General features: G+C 40.3%; 14 protein-coding genes and 1 tRNA gene. 6 read left to right on the plus strand and 9 right to left on the minus strand.

Annotation, left to right across the window (positions count from 1 at the left end):
- Positions 1–37 precede the first annotated feature (37 nt).
- The gene (locus BMX50_RS25570) at positions 38–3655 is read right to left on the minus strand and encodes an ABC transporter permease (protein ID WP_091216690.1); all 3618 of its coding nucleotides are present in this window, start codon (positions 3653–3655) and stop codon (positions 38–40) included.
- A 351-nt stretch (positions 3656–4006) separates the two neighbouring features.
- Between BMX50_RS25570 and BMX50_RS25575 the strand changes: the two genes are divergently transcribed.
- From BMX50_RS25575 to BMX50_RS25585, 3 genes are all read left to right on the plus strand, one after another.
- Positions 4007–4582, plus strand: coding sequence for a Crp/Fnr family transcriptional regulator (locus BMX50_RS25575; RefSeq protein WP_091216695.1), 576 nt, complete (start codon positions 4007–4009; stop codon positions 4580–4582).
- Positions 4583–4647: 65 nt separating this feature from the next.
- Positions 4648–5052 carry a DUF4267 domain-containing protein gene (locus BMX50_RS25580; protein WP_091216699.1) on the plus strand — a complete coding sequence of 135 codons (405 nt, stop codon included), beginning with the start codon at positions 4648–4650 and terminating at the stop codon, positions 5050–5052.
- Between the two features lie 69 nt (positions 5053–5121).
- Complete coding sequence (locus BMX50_RS25585; RefSeq protein WP_167668115.1) at positions 5122–5538, plus strand: hypothetical protein; 417 nt, start codon at positions 5122–5124, stop codon at positions 5536–5538.
- A gap of 214 nt (positions 5539–5752) precedes the next feature.
- Here the strand turns inward: BMX50_RS25585 and BMX50_RS25590 are convergent, their stop codons facing one another.
- The 5 genes from BMX50_RS25590 to BMX50_RS25610 all read right to left on the minus strand — a co-directional run bounded on the left by BMX50_RS25590 (position 5753) and on the right by BMX50_RS25610 (position 10949).
- Positions 5753–8203, minus strand: coding sequence for an FtsX-like permease family protein (locus BMX50_RS25590; RefSeq protein WP_091216709.1), 2451 nt, complete (start codon positions 8201–8203; stop codon positions 5753–5755).
- A gap of 586 nt (positions 8204–8789) precedes the next feature.
- A complete protein-coding gene (locus BMX50_RS25595; RefSeq protein WP_091216713.1) occupies positions 8790–9437 on the minus strand; it encodes an HAD family hydrolase in 648 nt (215 codons plus the stop codon).
- Positions 9430–10065 carry a sugar O-acetyltransferase gene (locus tag BMX50_RS25600; RefSeq protein WP_091216715.1) on the minus strand — a complete coding sequence of 212 codons (636 nt, stop codon included), beginning with the start codon at positions 10063–10065 and terminating at the stop codon, positions 9430–9432. The genes BMX50_RS25595 and BMX50_RS25600 overlap by 8 nt, the downstream gene beginning before the upstream one ends.
- Positions 10066–10122: 57 nt before the next feature.
- On the minus strand, positions 10123–10653 hold the full coding sequence (locus tag BMX50_RS25605; RefSeq protein ID WP_208864797.1) for a Crp/Fnr family transcriptional regulator: 531 nt from the start codon (positions 10651–10653) through the stop codon (positions 10123–10125).
- A 223-nt stretch (positions 10654–10876) separates the two neighbouring features.
- Positions 10877–10949, minus strand: a tRNA-Met gene (locus BMX50_RS25610).
- A 220-nt stretch (positions 10950–11169) separates the two neighbouring features.
- Here BMX50_RS25610 and BMX50_RS25615 point away from each other — a divergent pair.
- Entirely contained in the window at positions 11170–11586 is a 417-nt protein-coding gene (locus tag BMX50_RS25615) for a nuclear transport factor 2 family protein (RefSeq protein ID WP_091216720.1), read from the plus strand.
- Positions 11587–11638: 52 nt separating this feature from the next.
- Here BMX50_RS25615 and BMX50_RS25620 read toward each other — a convergent pair whose 3' ends face one another.
- From BMX50_RS25620 to BMX50_RS25630, 3 genes are all read right to left on the minus strand, one after another.
- Positions 11639–12664, minus strand: coding sequence for a hypothetical protein (locus BMX50_RS25620; RefSeq protein WP_091216724.1), 1026 nt, complete (start codon positions 12662–12664; stop codon positions 11639–11641).
- Between the two features lie 169 nt (positions 12665–12833).
- Positions 12834–15257 (minus strand): outer membrane beta-barrel family protein, encoded by a 2424-nt coding sequence (locus BMX50_RS25625; protein WP_091216729.1) that lies wholly within the window; start codon positions 15255–15257, stop codon positions 12834–12836.
- 123 nt (positions 15258–15380) lie between these two features.
- Positions 15381–15713: a DUF6249 domain-containing protein gene (locus BMX50_RS25630; protein ID WP_091216734.1), complete on the minus strand. Its 333-nt coding sequence runs from the start codon at positions 15711–15713 to the stop codon at positions 15381–15383.
- A 124-nt stretch (positions 15714–15837) separates the two neighbouring features.
- Between BMX50_RS25630 and BMX50_RS25635 the strand changes: the two genes are divergently transcribed.
- Both BMX50_RS25635 and BMX50_RS25640 read left to right on the plus strand, forming a co-directional pair.
- A complete protein-coding gene (locus BMX50_RS25635) occupies positions 15838–16395 on the plus strand; it encodes an RNA polymerase sigma factor (protein WP_091216737.1) in 558 nt (185 codons plus the stop codon).
- The gene (locus BMX50_RS25640) at positions 16392–16805 is read left to right on the plus strand and encodes a hypothetical protein (RefSeq protein WP_091216740.1); all 414 of its coding nucleotides are present in this window, start codon (positions 16392–16394) and stop codon (positions 16803–16805) included. Before BMX50_RS25635 ends, BMX50_RS25640 begins: the two co-directional genes overlap by 4 nt.
- Positions 16806–16811 lie beyond the last annotated feature (6 nt).

Consider the following 16811-nt stretch of genomic DNA (forward strand, 5'->3'; position numbering starts at 1 on the left):
ATTACCCCTATTCACAAAACCCAACGCCGACTAATCTCTATTCATTACGCAAACTCTTTACCGGGTTCGCCATGCCAGCCCTGATAGTTCGAAAACTCAAGGTAAACAATCCCGTTAACAGCATCCCCGCGCCGCTAACCACAAATACCCACCAGCTAATAGCTACGTGATCGGCAAAGCCTTCCATCCATTTATTTACAGCATACCATGCAAGCGGCGTTACTATCACAAATGCAAGTAAGATGAGCCATATCAACTCTGTTGATAGCAGGATCACTATTTGTGCTACGCTGGCACCAAACACTTTGCGTATACCGATCTCTTTGGTTCGTTGATTGGTGGTGTAAACGGCGAGGCCTAACAGCCCGAGGCAACTGATTAATATTGAAACACCTGTTGCCCAGGTAAGCAGGGCTGATGTATGTTGTTCTTCGTAATAAAACCTGGCTATGGTTTCGTCGTAAAAATGGCAATCAAAATCATCATCGGGATAAACCTTCTTCCAGGCTTTTCCCATATTTGTAATGGCTGTTTTCCACTCATTACCGCCTGGAGTTTCTGGCTTCAAACTAACATGTAAAGTCATCATTGGCCGGCGGTCCGGACTGCCAGAAAATAATACTAATGGATGGATGGGGAAATGCAGCGACCATTGATAAAAATCAGTAACTACACCAATAACATTTACCTTTCGGCCTTTGCCGCCACCGTATTTCAACTCCTTCCCAATAACATCCTGGGGATTAGTAAACCCTAATAATTTAGCATAAGTATTGTTGATGATGATTCCTTTCCCCGTGTCGGCTTCGCTTATGTTTCTGCCAGCAAGCAATTTTAGCTGGTATATTTTGATGTAGTTTTCATCACCAGACTTAAATGTCACTTCATCTGTTGTTATCTGTTTTTTTCCATCGTTATAAGTACCGCGCAGCCAATTATATACATTAGCCGAAGGCGGGTCATTACCCAAACCCACAAGGGCAACCTGGGGCATCAACCTAAACTCGTTCAGCAGTGCCTGGTTGCTGCTGGCCTTGGTGTTTTCCCAGGGTGTATTAATAACCAGGATGGCATCCTTTTTAAATCCGAGGTTTTTATGTAAGGCGTAATAAATCTGCCTGCTTATAAAAATAGTAGCCATCAATAAAAATTGAGCTATAACAAACTGCGAAACTGTAAGCGACTTACGGAGCCATGCGTTTCGCGTTTTATTACTATTGCCCTGCACCTGGTTTTTTAGCACCGATGCGGGCTTGTAGCCCGATAACACAATAGCGGGATAAAAACCCGACATAACACTTATCACAATGGTTAAAATGACCAGGAAGAACATCACATCCGGTCTTAGCATATTTGCGTGAATATCAGGAGATATAACATCGGCAAACATTTTTAAAATAACCGGCGCAAGAAACACCGAAATACAAACCGCAAAGAAAGTTATAAGTAAGGTTTCGCTTAAAAACTGGAATACTAATTGTATGCGGCTGCTCCCCAAAGTTTTGCGGATGCCAATTTCCTTTGCCCTTTGAGCCGATTGGGCGGTGGTTAAATTCACATAATTGATGCATGCCAGCAACAGCAAAAAGATACCGATAGCCAATAATTGGTAAAGTGTTGTTTTGCTGGCTGGCGATGAGAAATTAAAAATATTATAGTCGGGATTGAAGTGAATATCGTCCAATGGCTGCAGAGCCAGATCGACGTTATCTGCAACCCCTTTTACTCCCACACCCGGCGGATTACTTTTATTGAAAATGGCATTGATCTGTTTTATAACCCCTGGCACCGGGATGCCCGGTGCCAGCTTTACCAAAACCTCCGATGCCGAAGGGTTGTACTCCCAAGTGTTTATATGTAAATCAGCAGAAAAATGTTTGTTAGTTGTGACAGTACTAAAAGATATAAAGTCATGAAAGCTAAAGTCGGTATTTTGAGTAAGCGTTTCAACTACGCCGCTAACGGTTGTTTGAAGGGTATCATAGGTAACTATTTTACCAATCATATCATGATATGACAACGACGGGAAATAGAGCCTGGCTTGTTGGGATGTTAGCACCACCTGGCCTGGCGCATCAAGGGCGTGTTGTGATGAGCCGGCAAGCCATACATAATTAAAAATTTTAAAATATTGCTGATTAGCGAGTGTTATTCTGTCCAGATCTCTGAATCGCTTTTGTTCGTTTTTATCTTTGTCTATGTAGACAAAATGAGGGGATTGTGTATATACCGGTGTGATTTCCTCTATTCCAGTGGCCTGGCTTTTAATCGCTTCAGCCAGAGGGGCAGGTACGCCACTCGAATAGTTTTTATTTCCCTTAGTTGATGTGTTCATCACAACACGGTAAATCCGGTCGCTGTCTTTATGAAATTTATCAAACGTGAAATCGTGGTGTACGATGAAGTAAATGGCCAGGAACGCGCTTATACCGATGGATAAACCGATAATATTTATCAGCGTAAATAGCTTATGCCTCCAAAAGCCACGGAATGCAATTTTAAAATAGTTTTTTATCATAATGCTGCGGTTTAACTTCTGATGAAACCACTTCGGCGTGGTTTCATGGTTTGAAATTACCGACGCAAACTGCAGATGATGTTCCAGGTTATAAGATGGGATTCCTTTTTTTTGATCGCTTTTATATTCGGCAGGGCTTTTGCCTGTCAGTTGTTTAAATATCCGGTGAAAAGTAGTTCTGGAATTAAAGCCGGCATCGTACGCAATACCCAACAGGGTGATATGATCATAAGCGGGTTCCTGCATTTTCCGGATCACCTCCGCAACGCGGTACTCATTGATGAAATCATTAAAGCTTTTTTTGAGCACCGTATTGATTATCCGGGATAATTCGTGCGGACTTAAATCAAGCTTTTCGGCCAGTGAACTTAAACTCAGTTCCGGGTCCTGGTAATAAAGGTTATCCTGTACAATTTTCTTTAGCCATTTGCCTTTTTGTTTCAACGCCATTAAGCCGGATGGTTTAGGAAACAACGGAGCATCAACAGTTGCATCCGTTTCTGACCTAAAAAGCACAACTACGCCCATCCTGATAACAATCAATCCGAAAAGCAAATTCAGCGGGTAATAAACATTGCGATCTAACGAGAAGTGAAAACCCCAATAATCAATAGCAATTAGCGGTATCCATAATAATAACACAAAACCTAAACTTGCCAATTGGTTATCCAACCAACGCCATTCATACCGGTGACGATCACCTTCCGTAAATTTTTGACCTGTATAAAAACGTTCTATCAACCGGTGAGATAGGTACAGGTAAGTGCCAACCGATATGAATGTCAACGGTTTTAATATGGACGCAGTTCCGGGTAGCCAAATGGCCTGCACTAAAATAACAGGGCAGAAATGCAGCAGGTCCTTACGATGAAACTTTAGTGCGGGCCAGATAGCTTTCCGTACATAAAAATAGATCAGCGGTCCTAAGGCCAGTGAAAATTGCGGCACCTGCCTCCCTGTACCAATATCAGCACTCCATATTCCTGCTATCCAAAAAGCCAGCACAGCCAGGGCTACGGCGAGAAATCGTTTTGCCGGGCGATTGGTGCTTTTGACAAACCACAGCTGTAGGGCAAAGGTCAACCCAACAAACAGCATTCCCTCCAGCGTGCCTTTATATAAGTTGATAGGTAACATATATAAAATTAAGCTTCATAAGGTTTAAATTAAGGTCTAATTTAATAAGACATTGCTTATTTCTTTAATTATTACGGCCGTTTAAGGTTTTTTTATTTGAATGATGTTATCGCCTCATCAAAAGAGCTTGGAATTTAAGCCCAGTGGGACTAAAATTTATCCTGAAGCTTTATCTTGATGGAAACTCCGATCTTCCCGTGCGAATTAGTAACACTGTACAGCACGTGCAATATATTTTAAAACAAAACACCTTAAATCAAAAAATTTAGAATGTTTAGCAGGATGGCTTGGGCTTGACCATCAGGACAATACAAGTTTGGGTTTAACAATACGGTAATTTAATTTAGCGCAATGGAGTTGTTAATAGAAAAGATCAAGACTTATGTGCCGCTCTCTGTTGATGATGAAAGCATAGCGCGTACTTTATTTCACAAGAAAGCGCTAAAAAAGGGCGAACATCTACTAAAAGCGGGCGATGTTTGCCGTTACATTTTTTTTATCGAAACCGGGCTTGTGAGATATTATATCAACAATGATGGAGTAGAACAAACCAATTATTTTAACAAAGAAAACGAGTTTGTTTGTGACTATATGAGTTTTCTGCCCCAAACTCCCTCATACGTTAATATACAGACCTTAGAGGATACCACTATCTGGGTGATCAGTTACGTTGGTATACAGCAGTTTTATAAAGAGGTAACAGCAGGCGAAAGATTTGGCCGCCTGGCAATTGAACAGGTGTTTGTAAGTGTAATCAGCCAGATAGGTTCTTTATATACGGACCTGCCTGAAACCAGGTACACGAAATTTTTAAGTGATTATGCCGATATTGCACAGCGTATTCCTCAGTACTATATAGCCTCCTATGTTGGTATTAAACCACAATCGCTAAGCCGTATCCGTAAGCGGATCTCGGGCAAGCATTAATTAACCTGGGTGAATGAATGGAAGATTTCCATTGCCCAGTTTTGTACTGTTAAAAATAACAGTACATGAAAACAACACACGAAACACAACAATGGGGCATCCGGTCGGCATCCTTTTGGATGACCCTCTTCGTCGCAACGGGCATCATTTTTATCGGTGTCCGCTTTATAATAAACCCCGGTGCCGGCGCTATAGGCTATGGCATTCCCCTCATTAGCAACGATGATTTACCATTTGGAAGAATAAAAGGCATCCGCGACATTTTTTCGGGAGCCGTGCTACTGCCCCTCTTATTGTTACGTATGCGCAAGGCAACAGCCTGGGTATTTACATCGGCAATCATCGTTCCGGCAGCCGATTTCCTGATTGTGCTTTCAGCAAACGGACCTTCAGATATTTCTCATTTAATGATCCATGGGTTAACTGTAGCCTACATGACTATCACCAGTTTTTTATTATTTAAATCTTAATTAATTTTTATGAATTCCTACACACTTTTCCAAATATGCCTCCTTATGCACCTTTCTGGTCTCACGCTAATGGCAGGAACCGATATTGTTGAGTTCGTCGCTTTCAGGAATATTTTAAAAAACTATCAAACTAATAAAGATGCCGCAGTGCACCAAATTGGCATACTATCAAAGCTTTCCGTTTTACTACTTATCGGGGGTATACTATTAGTGCTTTCAGGCACAGGTTTTCTGATTATTACGCATAATGCCTTTGGAAGTCAGCTATGGTTTAAAATTAAGATCATATTTGTACTTGGGCTTGTACTTAACGGCATCCTAATGGGGCAAAAGAGCGAGAACCGGCTCAAACAAAGTTTGATGACAGGCAACATTGCGAAAACCCAGCAGACAGAAGATGCAATCCGTGCTATGATCAGGTTTCATTTCATTCAGCTTTGCATCTTCTTTATTGTGGTGTTAATGGCCGTTTTTAAGTTTAATTAAGTGGAAAACACGCAAAAACAAAAGCCACAAATTTTTCAATTTGTGGCTTTAACTTGCAGCCCCGATCAGGACTAAAATCGAACCGCCTGGCCGCAAGTATCGGACTTCTATCCGCAATAAATTAAACCTCTCAAGCCTGATCTATCAGCAGAGAATCTTAAAAATCGGGAACTTCTTAAAGATTATATCTTCCCTGTTAACCTTAACGGGTGCCCTAATTATTTCTTAAACTTTTAACCGGATTTGCTAAAGCAGCTCTTCCGGTTTGAAAAGCAGATGTCAAAAGAGCGGTGAAAAACATGATTGCTCCGCTCAACGCAAATATCCACCAGCTTATTGGGGTACGGTCGGCAAAGCTTTGCAGCCATTTGTTCATAGCAAACCACGCCAACGGCATAACCACAACAAAAGAAACTACAACAAGCCAGGTTATTTCTGATGATAACAGTTTTACAATTTGCATAGCAGATGCTCCAAGCACTTTACGTATACCTATTTCTTTTGTGCGCCTGTTGGTATTGAAAATAGTTAAGCCTACTAAACCAAGGCAACTGATCAGTATGGAAAGCCCTGTAGCCCATGAAAGCAGTTTAGAGGTACGTTGCTCATTTTCATAAAACCGGGCAACTTCATCATCAAAAAAATGATAGTCAAATGCTATGTCGGGATAAACTTCTTTCCAGGCGCTTTTCATACTATTGATGGCTTTATTCCAATCATCGCTTCCGGCAGCCTGTGGTTTTAAAAGTATATGGAAAAAGTTGTCATTAAAACGATAGTGAGGGGCTTGCATTGACATTGGCAAAATAGCATCCCGCAATGATTTTTGATAAAAATCGGCTACCACTCCCACAATAATCCTTTTATTACCTTCATAATCAAAAGCCTTGCCTATAGCGTCTGCCGGATCTTCCAAGCCTAAAATATGTATATATTTTTCATTTACCAGTACTGCGGTCATCGAATCGGCAGCAATAAGATTACGTCCTGCCAATAGTTTTATATGATAAACCTTAATATAGTTTTCATCCCCGTTTCTTTGTTGCAGGGAAGTTTTTATTTCCTTTTTTTCGTCTTTGTAGCTTACTTCCCAAGCCCTTATATTTTCGGCTGCCGGGGCTTCACTGCCTATGCTCATCATTTCAATTTGAGGGATGCGGCTTATTTTATCTTTAAATAACTGTTGCTTATTTGAGTTTATAGTACTGTGTGGTGTTTCAATATTGATGATAGCATCTTTATTAAACCCGAGGTCTTTATTTAGCGCATAAAAAATCTGTTTATTAACAAGTAACGTTGTCATTATAAAAAACTGCGCGATAACAAATTGTGTAACGGATAATGCTTTGCGTAACGCAATGCCGCTGCCGTTTCCGAAATCATTACCCGCCGGTTTGTTTAATACCACTATAGGCTTGTAACCTGAAAGTATTATAGCCGGGTATAAACCCGCCAGCAAGGTTACGACTATCAACAATGCCAATAAAAACGATAACAGACTGCCATCTAAATAATTAAGAGATAAACCAGGTGGTATAAAATCGGCAAACAATTGCAGAATTAGCGGAGTTAAAGCTACCCCTATACAGATGGCAAAAAATGTAACAATAAAAGTTTCGCTCAAAAATTGTACAACAAGCTGCCATCTGCTACTTCCCATTGTTTTTCGGATGCCTATTTCTTTGGCCCTTTGCGTAGCCTGGGCGGTAGAAAGATTGATGAAATTGATACATCCCAACAGTAAAAGGAAACCGGCAATAGCCAACAGGCTATAAATAGTTGTTTTGTTTGCCCTTCTCCCCTTGTTAAAATTGGCGTAATCCTGGTTAAAATGTAAATCTTTTAATGGCTGCAAGTGCTCCGTTTGGCCATCGCCTGGTCTAAATCCTTTGTTATATTTATTTACCAGTATATTGATTTGCTTTTCAACATTATGCATATTGGCCTGCTCATCAATCTTTATAAACAACTGCCAAACTACATTTGGCCATTCGGTTAACCGGGTCATATTTTTTAAATCGGCATTATTCAGGCATGTATTGTAGGATATGAAATCTTTAAAATAAAAATCAGTGTTATGGGCCGGTGCTTGAATTATGCCTGAAATTGCAGTTTTAATGCTGTCATATATCACTGTTCTACCCAATAACTCGCTGTAAGAAATGTTAGGAAAATATTTCTGTGCCTGATCTGAAGTCAGCACAACCTGGTAAGGTTTTTCAAGTGCTGTCTGCGATGACCCAGCTAACCACTTGTAATTAAACAGCGCGAAATATTCTTTATTGGCTAATACAATGTTACTTTCCTTTTTGAATTTTACAGGTAAATCCGTACTACCCGGAATCAATACATCTGTTTCTTTTATTTCAAGAAATGGAGCTACATTTTTTATCCCTGGAACCTCTGCTTTAATAGTTGCGGGCAGCGGACCATTAACAAGTCCAACACGGGCAACAACTTTGTCCATATAAGAAAGATCTGTTACCACCCGGTAAATTCTCTCGCTATCATGATGAAATTTATCGAAACTGAGATCAAAATTTACAATAACAAAAATTGCAAGGGCTGCGCTGATTCCGACAGACAGGCCAACGATGTTAATAAAAGTAAAAAATTTACGTATCCTCAAATTACGCAGCGCGATTTTGAAGTAATTTTTATTCATGGCTTTTCGGATAGGTGATTTGTGATAGATATGATTAGAAATAATAACGCCAGTAAGTTACAATATTAAATTCTACAATTTTGAACAAGGCGAAATTATATTTTATTTATCGTATAAAATCAATAGAATATATTGCAATGAGTATTGAAAATTATACCCAATAACGATTATCGGTATTTTTCATTTGCCCTCAGTTATTCTGCTTGCCCCCCAATTCTGTCAAAAAGATAAAAGTTTGAAACAAAAAAACCTCAAATCTTCCGACTTGAGGCTTTTAGCTTTTGAGGCAGCGGCAACTGGGGTAATATCGAACCGTCGGATTACAAGCATCTGGATTTTATCCATTAATATTTAGTTGATTTGAGCCCCGTCTCAGGGCGAATCAATGGTGTTCCCTGACTGGGTAGAATTCGAACTAATCACTTGAAAGCCTTAAATTACCTGGTGGCCTTGTTTACGATATGTAACCAGCTGTTAATTATTCTCCTGTCTTTGACAGGTATTCCAAAAGTTCGTAAGCCCCTTGTTCAAAACTTTAAAACATCCTGCCCGCCTTATCATCGTTCAATATTGTCGCAAAATAAACTTAACACATGGATAATATCCATTTGGAAAAATCTTGAACAGTGCAAAATATTTGGTCGGGTTTAAGTTCTTTTAATTCTTCCGGATCCGCAGTCTCTGCCCATGCTGCAGCAATTGCTTTGATACCTGCTTTCCGGCTGGCGGTAATATCACCTGGTGCATCACCCACATAAATTATTTCGTTACTCTTTATATTATCCAAACGGTTCAGAACTTGTTGTATGCCTTCCGCTTTTCTCGGCCCCTCTTTCGAACCGGTTTCAACAGCTTCAAAAAAACCGCTGAGCCCCAGGTAACTTAACGATATCGCAGCACTATGCTCACCTTTGCCGGTAACCATTGCTATATGAATGCCTTTGCTTTTTAAAATGTCTAAAAGGTTTGTAATGCCAGGGAAGGGAGCCGGGCACATGTCATGCAAAGCTTTATAATGCTTTAGGTATGCGGCGATACCTTGCTCATAATGATTTGGCGCCAGTGCCATTATGGTGCCTTCCTCAGAAGGCCCGAATGTAGCTATAATTTCCGCATCGGAAAGCGACTTGCCGATAAGCGGTTCAATGGATTGACGGAAGGCGCTGATGCATAATGGAAGCGTATCAGCGAGCGTACCATCAAGATCAAAAATGACTGTTTTTATTTTAGACATTGTGATTTAAAGGCTTTAATTCAACACCGGTAGCTTCCTTATTGATTTTGCGTACAACACGGCATGGATTACCAACAGCCACGCTATTTTCAGGAATAGAACGAGTGACGACACTGCCCGCACCAATAACAGCGTTTTTTCCGATAGTTACTCCGGGTAGAATTATAACGCCACCGCCAATCCAAACGTTATCTTCTATTTTCACAGGTAAAGCATAAGTGCGAAAATATGGCAAGTCCGATTCTTCATGCCAATCGGCAACTAATCGTTCTGCCGCATTTACCGGATGTGTAGCCGTATAAATCTGAACATTAGAGGCAATGAGTACGTTATTTCCAATCTCGATTTTATTACAATCAACTAATGTGCAGTTGATATTAATGATCACATTATTACCTATAGTAATGTGCCTGCCGTAATCACAATAGAACGGCGTATCAATATTAACGTTGTTGCCAATTTTCCCTAACAATGCAGTTAATATTTTTCCTCGTTCTTCTAAATTTGTACTGTCTGTTTGGTTGTAGGCTTTGGTAAATTTTCTTGCACTATGTATAATGCCTTGAATTTCAAGATCAGAAGTATTGAAAATTTCACCGTCCAGGCACTTTTGTATTTCCGATTTCATGAGTTACTAATAAAAAGCAAAGGTACTCGCAAAATCAAAATGAAATTTTCATCTATCTTAAATTCGTATTTCGGCCCGTAAACTACTCAGGTGTTGTTGGGTCATCCCCAGGTAAGAAGCGACATAGCCTAAGTTTACACGATTGATGAGATCAGGATTTTCGGCATTAAACTTATCATACCTTTCTTTAGCAGAAAGTGACAACCTGTCGAGTCGTAAAGTCTGCATTTTCAATAGTACTTCCTGATGAATAATCCGGGACCAGTTTACAACTTCGATGTTCGTTTCGTATAGTCTGTTAAGTGCATCAATAGGCATCAGGTAAACTGTGGCATCTTCTAAAAGCTGCACATATTCCGTAGCAGGAGCGCCGTGATATAAGGCGTTTGAAGAAAAAGTGATATCGCCCTGTCTGCTAAACCAGTTAGTTACCTCATTACCATCTAAAAAGAAGTAAGTTCGGGCACAACCTTTTTCTATAAAATATACATAATTGTTCCTTACACCGGCTTCGGCCAATAAATGATTTTTAGGTAGGCGCCTCATGGTGAAGTGCCTGGATAGTTCAGTGATAGCAGCATCTGACATCGGATAGCAATGTCGTATGCCCCTAATGATGTTTTCAATCTCGTTTAGTTCCACGTGCGCTATAGCTATATTGTAAGTGCGATATAACTGTTAGTACCTTTAAACCTGATCTGAAGCAGGGACTTGAATTTGTAAGTACTGATAAATATACCCAATACTTTGAAAACATAATTTAAACCCAACAAAAAAGCCTCAGTTTTAAAATCTGAGGCTTCTTACTTTGTAGCGGGAACAGGACTCGAACCTATGACCTTCGGGTTATGAGCCCGACGAGCTACCAACTGCTCCATCCCGCACTGTTTTGATAGTGCAAATGTACAATAAGTTATCACATCTGTATGTCACAAATTAGCCCAGGGTGTTAATAATAACTTAAACATCTCTTAACTAACCCATTAAATTCATTGACAAATATCAATTTCTTTTTTATGATACATCAATGTGAGGATTTAGGGCGCTTTGCACTTTTGTAATGTCCTGACAGATGAACACACAGGATCATAAAAACATAAGAAAATGAAAACCGCTAAACAATTATTGCTCGCATATCTTGAAAATATCAACAACCCCGATATAGCCATTGAACTTTTTGCCGATGACGCCGTTTTTGAGCTCCCCTACCTGGCAAGTTTAGGTTTACCCTGGCAATGGAAAGGCCGGGACGTGATCTACAATTTCCTTAAAAACCTACCAAAAACATTCAGCAACTTCAGGTTTCAAAACATCAGGATTCATATTGACACACCCGATCAGGCCTTTGGCGAATATGACGTAAACGCCATTGTTAACTCAACAGGCAGGGTTTACCCGCAAACCTATATGGGTCGCGTGGTTGCCGAAAACGGTAAAATCAAACTGATCCGTGAAGCGCTGGATATGGCTATAGTTGCAAAAGGGATGTTTCCCAACGGATTGGCTGATTTAACCAAATAACTCACAATCAATTAAAGCAAGAGAGCCGTTTCAAACACGGCTCTCTTGCTTTTTATATGTGCTTTTTGTCAGTTAAAACCTCTATAAACGCATCTCTTTCATCAATACTCAGCACCATTTGGCTGGTTTTTGCAGGTTTGCGGTAGAGGCGCTCAACAGTTACAGGCTCGCGAAAAGTGATCAATACATTAAAAGTGCTTTTCATTACCCCGCCTTTAAAGCAATGTTCACCTGGTTCAAAGCCCCCTCCAACTTTTTCTACGGAAGCCATGTTATCCAACTCAACCAATGCCCGCCAGCGTAATCCGGCGCGTAACAGCAACTTGTTTTCCAATAGCAGCACAGGGCTCTTTGTTAAGGCCGAAAAATCTCCGGTAATAAAAAGGCAGCCGTAAATACTTAATATAGTTATTATAGTAGCCGCTATCGGACTATAGCGATTTAAAAACAAATGGAAAGCCACCATCTCAATAACAGAGACAGCCATGATCACCCCAAATAAAGCTGCATAGCCCGACTCTTTATAAATGCTAAAGCGTTTGATCTCCGGCGCAATTTGTTTTTCCCGTTTAAAACAGAGCAGGCCAAACCGCACGATAGTTATTTCCGAAGCCATGATCTTTACCGCTATCCCATCGCCCAATACCATAGCCATACTTTTATGCAGATTAAAGGCAACATCCGGAAATTCGGCTTGCAACCTGTTATATGCCTTTTTGATATGCCTGATCTTACTGATACAATATATAAGCATCCCCAACTCCAGGCAGGCAGTTAATTTTCTTAGCTGAATGATATAGCCCCGCTGTTCTGCCGGCAAAATCAAATAGGCAACACCGCAGCAGCAGGTAACAATCAGCATGATGCGCCATAGTTTTTGCTTAAACGGCTTGATGATCAAAAAATAATAAGCTACCGGAAAAGTAACCACCAGATCTACCATAAAACCGGTTGCAGCAGCGCCGCCTTTTTGCGGATTAACATGATGCATTAAAAACAGGCCTGCTCCCAAAATGGCAAAAGCAGTTAAAATTATTAACCAGATATTTTTGTGGACGGAGGATAAAGATAAGGTCATGACAAAGAAGAGTTAAACAGAACGATCATCAAATATAGCTATATTGGGACCTAATAATGAACTCTTATTACCCTTTCTGACTTAAGTAAACTACCTTCGTTTTACATAGTTAAGGCTGAGACAGGAGGTGGATATAATCTCCTTTTGTTTAGTTATGTCAATGATGCCATTAGTTAGCCACATCATTATTCTCAATCCCCACCCTGTTTTTGCTGATCCGGTCTTTCAGGCCACCAAAGTTATAATTAAGGCTAATGCTGAATGACCTGTAATAGTTCATGCTTTGATAGGTTTGATTAAACTGCGGGCCAAAAGTTTTACTTACACTGTTGCGGTATTTGGTAAACGGATTTTTGATACCACCAGAAATACTGAACTTGTTTTTCACGATATCCTTATTGAAGTTAAAAGCGCTGTAAAAAAAACCGTTGGTATATCCCTGCAAACCTGTGGGATTACGACTGTTAACACCCAAGTCAGCATTCAGTGCCCAACCGTGAGCAAGGCGTACCACATTTGACAGGGTAACGCCATACATCAGCATGTTGTTGTTTACTGCTTTTCCGTCGGCCTGGCCTTGCAGCCATAGGTACATCGCGTTACCATTCAGGCTGGCATTGTATATGGAGGTAATCGGGTAGCTCAGGTTAAAATTTACACCAGCGCTTTGAGCTTTACCGGTGTTGGCATAAGTTACTTGTGTAATTTGGGTTGCCTTGTTAAAGTTTACTACCTGTACATCAAGGTTATTCATAAATGAGTAATCGAGCCCGATATTTACTGATAGTTTTTTATTACTGCTATAACCAAACTGGATATCATTCAACAAAACAGGCCCTAGGTTTGGGTTACCTGTAACTTCAATATTGGGGTTTGAAGTGTCGACAAAAGGGTTAAGCCTGTTGATACCCGGTCTTCTGATCCTTTGTGAAAACCCGAAGTTGATGCTGCTTTCGTCTTTAAACCTTTTACTCACCGCGATAGAAGGAACCACATTAAGATAATTCTGATCAGCTAAAGATGCAGTGTTCTTAAAATTGGCACGGATCACGGTTTCTTCAACCCGGACACCGGCATTGATGTTCCAGCTGTTTAAAGCAATTTGATATGAATTGTAGGCACTTAACACATTTTGCGTATTGGTAAAAACGTTTGACTGTGCCGCGTCATACTCATATAAACCGGTGCTACCATTAAATGTGTTGTAGCTGAAATCGCTGCTGTTATTCCTGAATATCGCTTTCAAACCGGCTTCAACAGTTACTTTGTTCACCGGTGTAACAAAATCAACCTGGGCAGTATGCTCTTTAAATTTTTGCCTGTCTATTTGCTGAAAATTGGGCGTAGTAAAATTTACGCGGTCAAAAAATTCCACATTGCCATTTTTATTATTTGTGTTGTTGCTGTACATGTATGAAAATATAAGCAACCTGTTTTTAACCCCTTTAAAACCTAATTCGTAATTGATACCTGCATCAATACCGAAGCCGGTAGCCTTGCTATTGTTTTGAAAACTATATTGCTCAAACTGGTTATCGCCGTTTAGCAGGGAGTTTTGTACGGCATAATCATTTCCGCGGCTGCCATTATAATTAAACTGGGCTGTTAATAAATTCAGGGTATCTATCTGCAGGCTCAATTCACTTCCGAAATAAGCAGTTTTATTATTTGAGTGTTGGTAACCGTTTTGCGCCAGTACTGTACCGGCAGTATCAACACGTTTATTGTTATTATAAGTTTGCGGCGAATTATTGATACTGCCACCACCAAAAGCAGAAACACCAAACTTCCCTTTTTTAGCGGTAAATGACCCGCCAACACCAGGACCGCCAGTGGGCAAACTTTCATTGATATTTACGGAACCGTTGATACCATCATTGATTTTTTTGCTGGTGATGATATTGATAATGCCAGCCAAACCTTCAGCATCATATTTTGACGGCGGATTAGTGATCACTTCTATCCGCTCAATAGTTGAAGCAGGAATGCTTTTCAAAACAGCTTTCAGGTTATTTTCTAAACTATTTGATGGTTTTCCATTAATGAACACCCTGAAGCTCGAATTGCCTTTGAGCAACAAGTTATCATTACCATCTAATGACAGGTAAGGAATCTTCCTCATCATACTTAATACGTTGTTTCCTTTACTTTCGGGGTCAGCTTTCAGGTCGTAAATAATCCTATCGGCCTTTTGCCTGATGATCGGTTTTTCGGCGGTGATGATAACCTCTTTCAAATTGGTCATCACATCGCTTAAATAAACCGGTTTAAGCTCCATTGTTTTTTGCTGATGAGTAAGATCAAGAATTATAGCTTTTGAGCTGTAGCCAATTGCATTCACCTGCAACGTATAATTGGCCGGTTGTACAGCAACAAAACTGTAAGAACCATCTTCTTGGGTAGCGGCAACCATTACAGTTTCATTGGCTGCATTTTTTAGCCTCACGGTTATCAGTGGCAGCGGTGCTTTACTTACCGAATCGGCAACAATGCCTTTTAATTGTATTGTGCTTTGAGCGTAAGTGTTTAGGTTATGCGCGATAAATACGGCTATCATCATGATGAAGCGTATTATTGATTGTTTAGTTTTCATATGTGTAAGGGTGTTAGATTTTTTAGGCAAAGGGATTCCATGAGAGAGCAATTTCTCTCTTAAAAATTGGGGGGGTGCGGGTAGCTAAACCGCCCGCTTAGTAAAATAAATTAAGCTGATGGTTTAATCCTTGCGGCGGCGTAGCAATAGGTAATAGATCAGGAAGCCCGCGGCAATAAAGATCATTTCAACGCCGTAAGGAACAGGCGAATCTTCGGCGCTGTAAGGGATAAATTGCATTACTATAAAACCGATGCCGGCGCAAAGCAGGATAAGTCCCCATTTTAAAGCTTCGTTGCCTGAATTTAACTCGGCCAGAAACTTAACACTGTTCTCATCCAGCGGGCCCGCTTTAATGATGCGTTTTTTCAGCATGTAGTTGTAAAGGGCAAGTATGAATATGGCGATCAGTATAAAGAATACTATGATGACGATGAATGGCATTAACTGTTTCATGATATTGTTTGTTTAAGTATTTGCTACAGTAGTCAACACTCGCTACAGTCCGGTTGCAATTATTTTAAAATATTTTTTATTTCTTTTTTGCAACCGATAAACCTTATATATTGACTACTGTAATATGTTTAATGAACACGAGGTTGTATCCAGGATATTAAATAAAGATCTCCGGGCATTTGAACTGCTGGTAAAGCAGTATGAAAAGCTGGTTTTCTTTGTGATAAACCGCCTGGTGAAAGACCAGCAAAGCAAAGAAGATATTTGCCAGGACGTTTTCATTAAGGTTCACCAAAGCCTGCACCGGTTTGAGTTTCAGTCAAAGCTATCAACCTGGATAGCCCGTATTGCCTATTTAACCGCTGTAAACTATTTAAAAAAGCACAAGAACAATTCCCCTTCCGAATATCCTGAAAATATTGATAATTATCATTTTACAGACGAAACACCGGAACAGGAACTGATAAAGAAGAATACTGCCGCCTACGTTAACCTCCTTATTGACCAAATGCCGCATCAATACAAAACAGTATTGACGCTGTACCACCTTAATGAGTTTTCATGTGCTGAGATTGAGGAGATCACCGGCATACCTGAGGGAACGGTAAAAAGTTATCTTTTCAGGGCGCGTAAACTATTGAAAGAAAAAATTGAAAAAGACCTTAAGAAAGAAAACATATGAAAGAGCTGGATGACGACGAATTACAGGAGCTGTTGAACAATGGCCTGGTTCCGGATAACAAAACACTTTCGGAAGAAGATAAGGACGATCTGCTTGCTTATCAAAACCTGTTTACTGTGTTAAGCACTGAACCGGAACAGGGTTTACCCATGAGCTTCGCAGCAAACGTTAGGCGCAAACTACAGGAACAGGCCAACCGCAAAAGCAATCTGCAATTTAACCTGCTGGCGCTGGGGATCTTTGCTGTGGGCTTAGCACTGGCCTATGGCCTGCTTACGGTGATGAGCCCCGAAAGCGGCGATATGTTTTTAAACGCTGTAGTCGGCTTTAAATGGATATTGTTAACATTAATTGCAGGCTTTGTAGGATACCTGTTTATCGACCAGCGATTGGTGAAGAGGAGTTATTAAATTGCA

Source organism: Mucilaginibacter gossypiicola (assembly GCF_900110105.1).
In the GTDB taxonomy this organism is placed as follows: Bacteria; Bacteroidota; Bacteroidia; order Sphingobacteriales; family Sphingobacteriaceae; genus Mucilaginibacter; species Mucilaginibacter gossypiicola.

What these genes read in the sequence shown, in the direction of transcription:
- BMX50_RS25630 (WP_091216734.1), bottom strand. Translation starts at nt 15,713, where the DNA reads ATGAAACAGTTAATGCCATTCATCGTCATCATAGTATTCTTTATACTG.
- BMX50_RS25585 (WP_167668115.1), top strand. Translation starts at nt 5,122, where the DNA reads ATGGCAGGAACCGATATTGTTGAGTTCGTCGCTTTCAGGAATATTTTA.
- BMX50_RS25640 (WP_091216740.1), top strand. Translation starts at nt 16,392, where the DNA reads ATGAAAGAGCTGGATGACGACGAATTACAGGAGCTGTTGAACAATGGC.
- BMX50_RS25620 (WP_091216724.1), bottom strand. Translation starts at nt 12,664, where the DNA reads ATGACCTTATCTTTATCCTCCGTCCACAAAAATATCTGGTTAATAATT.
- BMX50_RS25575 (WP_091216695.1), top strand. Translation starts at nt 4,007, where the DNA reads ATGGAGTTGTTAATAGAAAAGATCAAGACTTATGTGCCGCTCTCTGTT.
- BMX50_RS25625 (WP_091216729.1), bottom strand. Translation starts at nt 15,257, where the DNA reads ATGAAAACTAAACAATCAATAATACGCTTCATCATGATGATAGCCGTA.
- BMX50_RS25590 (WP_091216709.1), bottom strand. Translation starts at nt 8,203, where the DNA reads ATGAATAAAAATTACTTCAAAATCGCGCTGCGTAATTTGAGGATACGT.
- BMX50_RS25595 (WP_091216713.1), bottom strand. Translation starts at nt 9,437, where the DNA reads ATGTCTAAAATAAAAACAGTCATTTTTGATCTTGATGGTACGCTCGCT.
- BMX50_RS25580 (WP_091216699.1), top strand. Translation starts at nt 4,648, where the DNA reads ATGAAAACAACACACGAAACACAACAATGGGGCATCCGGTCGGCATCC.
- BMX50_RS25605 (WP_208864797.1), bottom strand. Translation starts at nt 10,653, where the DNA reads ATGTCAGATGCTGCTATCACTGAACTATCCAGGCACTTCACCATGAGG.
- BMX50_RS25635 (WP_091216737.1), top strand. Translation starts at nt 15,838, where the DNA reads ATGTTTAATGAACACGAGGTTGTATCCAGGATATTAAATAAAGATCTC.
- BMX50_RS25600 (WP_091216715.1), bottom strand. Translation starts at nt 10,065, where the DNA reads ATGAAATCGGAAATACAAAAGTGCCTGGACGGTGAAATTTTCAATACT.
- BMX50_RS25615 (WP_091216720.1), top strand. Translation starts at nt 11,170, where the DNA reads ATGAAAACCGCTAAACAATTATTGCTCGCATATCTTGAAAATATCAAC.
- BMX50_RS25570 (WP_091216690.1), bottom strand. Translation starts at nt 3,655, where the DNA reads ATGTTACCTATCAACTTATATAAAGGCACGCTGGAGGGAATGCTGTTT.